Origin of the sequence: Photobacterium alginatilyticum (assembly GCF_009910675.1) — a bacterium.
In the GTDB taxonomy this organism is placed as follows: Bacteria; Pseudomonadota; Gammaproteobacteria; order Enterobacterales; family Vibrionaceae; genus Photobacterium; species Photobacterium alginatilyticum.
Genome location: NZ_RSEJ01000068.1, coordinates 1 through 3,674 on the forward strand (window position 1 = coordinate 1; position 3,674 = coordinate 3,674).

The 3,674-nt window shown below is 41.3% G+C and carries 4 protein-coding genes and 1 pseudogene; all 5 read right to left on the reverse strand.

The features are described from left to right. Positions 1 to 225 precede the first annotated feature (225 nt). Positions 226 to 717, reverse strand: a complete 492-nt coding sequence (locus tag EIZ48_RS27700) for a hypothetical protein (RefSeq protein ID WP_205298628.1) — start codon at positions 715 to 717, stop codon at positions 226 to 228. After that, positions 714 to 1,154 carry a hypothetical protein gene (locus EIZ48_RS27705; protein ID WP_160658568.1) on the reverse strand — a complete coding sequence of 147 codons (441 nt, stop codon included), beginning with the start codon at positions 1,152 to 1,154 and terminating at the stop codon, positions 714 to 716. Before EIZ48_RS27705 ends, EIZ48_RS27700 begins: the two co-directional genes overlap by 4 nt. Before the next feature lie 274 nt (positions 1,155 to 1,428). Beyond that, positions 1,429 to 1,947, reverse strand: a complete 519-nt coding sequence (locus tag EIZ48_RS27710; protein WP_160658569.1) for a hypothetical protein — start codon at positions 1,945 to 1,947, stop codon at positions 1,429 to 1,431. A gap of 1,089 nt (positions 1,948 to 3,036) precedes the next feature. Further along, entirely contained in the window at positions 3,037 to 3,498 is a 462-nt protein-coding gene (locus EIZ48_RS27715) for an SMI1/KNR4 family protein (protein WP_160658571.1), read from the reverse strand. Between the two features lie 48 nt (positions 3,499 to 3,546). Continuing rightward, positions 3,547 to 3,674: pseudogene (locus tag EIZ48_RS27720) on the reverse strand (IS4 family transposase); the annotation flags it as partial.

Sequence of the window (3,674 nt, forward strand, 5' to 3'; positions counted from 1 at the left end):
GCAAAGAACGGAGCAACCTGCGTTTCCCAGAACTTTAAGGACAGCCCTACGATGAGCGAATGGACTAAGAGTTCCCGTTCTTGGGCGACGTGGTTACGACCAGATCCAAAAGCAGTCTTTTGTCATGCCTAACGCCTGCAATAAGGTGCCCCACGATTAACTTACCAAGCGCACCGAACTCAGAACCAAAAATGCCGAGTGTAACGGGTCACCTTGATTGCCTTGTTACATGCCCATGATACGCTCGAACACTTCAAGCTCATTGAATGGTTGTTGTAGAACAACTATAGAATCAATAAAGTTTCTATCATTATTCCTTAGTGACTCGTATGACTTCAAATTATCAAAATCTGTTGTAAACGCTAGCTTTTCAGTCGATTTTGCAAGCTTTACTGTATATGATGGAAGTTCTAAATATTGATATGCCAATAAGGCCTCGGCTAATTCACCACGCTCTGGTTGTAAACATTTGTTATATGAACTTGTACTCAAGTAAGCTAATATAAGCGGACGTTCACTAATTATTCTTTTCAATGCATTAGTTTCACTTTTAGATAGTTTAGGCGTTACTTTTTTACTATCGCAAACAACTATTTTATTTGAATAATCAGTAACTCTATCATTTAAATACCTAAAGTGAAAATCATCTCCAGCCACAGTGAAAAATGGCATTATTATTGCGATAAAACCACTAATCCTTAACAACACCCGCATCATATTTTGCACCCCATGTAAATTGACTTCCAAAACATATACTCTTTTGGGCTAGATTGATGCTTTAATGCTTGACTGTAAGCTAACTCTTCAATTTTCTTCCGTTTAATTGTAGTTAGGTTAATATATGACTGAAAATAATATTCCCAGTTTGCTTGAGTTATAGAATATGATGTCTGATTAGCTTCAGATGCTACACCTTTAGCTACAGCCTTTGCTGTAACTTTAAGTGTATCATTTGAAATGAGTTTAAAGACTTCTTTAGCATGACCGGCGGTAGTACTTCGTAATGAACTGCCTCCAAAGATACTAAACAGATTACCTATAGTCAGCCAAATTCGGCCGTACTTTTCTAATTCATGCATCTCTTTAATTTTTTCTATTCCATTAAGGCTTTCGTCATCAAAACTAATATTTACTATTGCTGGGCACTTTTCCATTTGTTAACAATCCTACATTGCAATTAAAGTTACCCAAATAATCAAACAAGACTTGATTATTGTAAAATATCAAATTGAACGATTACGTCTTATTCGACCAAAATCATAGATATAGTAAAAAACAAGCAACATTGTTACATTGGCGATCGAGTTGTGCAGCATAAGCATGTAACGCCTGCAATAAGGTGTGCCCCACTGAACCTACCAAGCACACCGAACTCCGTACCAAAACCGCCGAGTGTAACGCATCACCTTGATTGCCTTGTTAGGCATCTTATTGAAATGCTTGAGTTAATAATTCCGATGCTAAACTATCAGAGACAATCTGATTGCTATACGAAGATGTTTCTTTACGATATGCAAGGCGCCAATTCTCCAAAGCTTTTACAACCCGATCTGCCTTTTCTTTCCCGCCCCCCTGAGAAGTAAGTTTAGGCATATCAGATAATGCTTTGACAACTTCAAGAGAAGAGCTTGTCAAAGTAGGGCTTGCATATATTGACAATGACATAGCCTTTTTCTGAAGTGCTAAGGTCATAGCTCTAACTTCTGCCGAGGAAGCATCAGGATTCTCATTAAGAGAGCTAAAAAAATCATACACAGCAACAATAAATATCTCTGATTTTTCCTTTAGCTCACTATGATATTGGTTTGCAATATTGGCAGAATGAATCGCAACTTCTTTACCAATAGTAGCTTCATTAGCTTTTAGCATGAAGATACCTGTTATTCCCGACCCACTCAAAGCAAACAAACCTGCAATAAATGATACTTTAATCGCACTTTTATCCATTACATGACTCCTTTCTAGGATGCCTAACGCCTGCAATAAGGTGCCCCACGGCCAGCTTACCAAGCGCATCGAACTTCAAACCAAAACTGCCGAGTGTAATGGGTCACCTTGATTGCTTTGTTAGGCATTTCCACTTGTGGCCCCCCTACTTGGCCGCCGAACTCTCAGCGCAGTCCGCTGCCAACCATGGGATACAGCATGCACTAAATCTCAAGCAACACTAATACTATCAGCACCTTAAAGCCAGATGCATTTACATGACATCCTGATGAGATACTAATCAAGGCTGCTTCACCGAGCAGATTGGTTAAGTTGAAAACAGGCCTTTCACAGCAATGCATCGAGGAAACTATGAATGTCTATTGCCACCGTCTGAGGCAGCAAAGAACGGAGCAACCTGCATTTCCAAGAACTTTAAGGACAGCCCTACGATGAACGAATGGCCTAAGATTTCCCGTTCTTGAGCGACGTGGTAACGACCAGATCCAAAAGCAGGCTTTTCCCATGCCTAACGCCTGCAATAAGGTGCCACACGGCCAACTTACCAAGCGCGCCGAACCTCATACCAAAACCGCCGAGTGTAATTGGTCACCTTGATTGCCTTGTTAGGCATTTCTACATGCGACCTTCCTACTTGGCCGCCGAACTATCAGCGAACTCCGGCACAGCCGTGCGATACAGCACTCACTAATCCTCACGAGACATGATAACTATCAACACCTTAAAGCCAACTACATTTGCATGACAGCCTGGTAAGGTGCTAATCGAGGCTGCATCACTGAACGGATGGGTTAAGTAAACGACAAGCCTTTCACAGCGGTGTATCGAAGAAGCTAGGAATGTATATTGCCATCATCAGAGGCAACAAAGAACGGAACAACCTGCATTTCCCCGAACGTAAAGGACAGCCCTACGATGAACGAATGGCCAAAGATTTCCCGTTCTTGAGCGACATGGTTACGACCAGATCAATAAGCAGGCTTTTCCCATGCCTAACGCCTGCAATAAGGTGCCCCGCACTAAACTAGCAAAGCACACCGAACTTCATACCAAAACCGCCGAGTGTAACGGGTCACCTTGATTGCCTTGTTATGCAATGGTTGCTTGTGCTAACCATTTACTAATTGATTCAGATACTTTCTTCACGTCACTACCATCATGGTGAAAGATCCAAACGGAAAATTGGTCTTCGGGATCAAGATATAGAAGATCACCATTTTCCTCGGCGATTACAAAACCATTAGCAACTCTTTCAATTGGCAACATACCATCAGAGGAGTGAACAAAATTAGTATTAGAAAACTCTTGGTAGCACTTAAGATAAAGCTCTAATTGCCTATGGGCTGGAGCAGTGCCAATTTGAAGCATGTCTATGTTTTCAGAAAGTAGTTCTTCATCGAAAAATGCCCAGCACCTTCCTTCAAAATCTGGGTATTCATCTGGATATTCATTGAAACAGTAGTCTTCACCACCCTCGATAGTCATAAGAAAATCAAGATAATCACTTGGTAGCGATAGCCCTCTTTCTACTTGTATCTTTGCGATGTTCATTATTTTCCTTTTTGCATAACGTCGGGCACTGGCGGATCCCCACATAATTTACGCACGATAATTGTTCCTTGCCATTAGAATTAGGGTGGATTGCGCCCAACGAATTGCTGAATCGTTGATGTGATATTCCAGCCGTCGGAAGACCTCTTTTCCTAGCCTAACAAATGATAAAACGC

Excerpts from the sequence above, each read along its gene's own strand:
- EIZ48_RS27710 (WP_160658569.1), bottom strand. The coding sequence starts at position 1,947 with ATGGATAAAAGTGCGATTAAAGTATCATTTATTGCAGGTTTGTTTGCT.
- EIZ48_RS27700 (WP_205298628.1), bottom strand. The coding sequence starts at position 717 with ATGATGCGGGTGTTGTTAAGGATTAGTGGTTTTATCGCAATAATAATG.
- EIZ48_RS27715 (WP_160658571.1), bottom strand. The coding sequence starts at position 3,498 with ATGAACATCGCAAAGATACAAGTAGAAAGAGGGCTATCGCTACCAAGT.
- EIZ48_RS27705 (WP_160658568.1), bottom strand. The coding sequence starts at position 1,154 with ATGGAAAAGTGCCCAGCAATAGTAAATATTAGTTTTGATGACGAAAGC.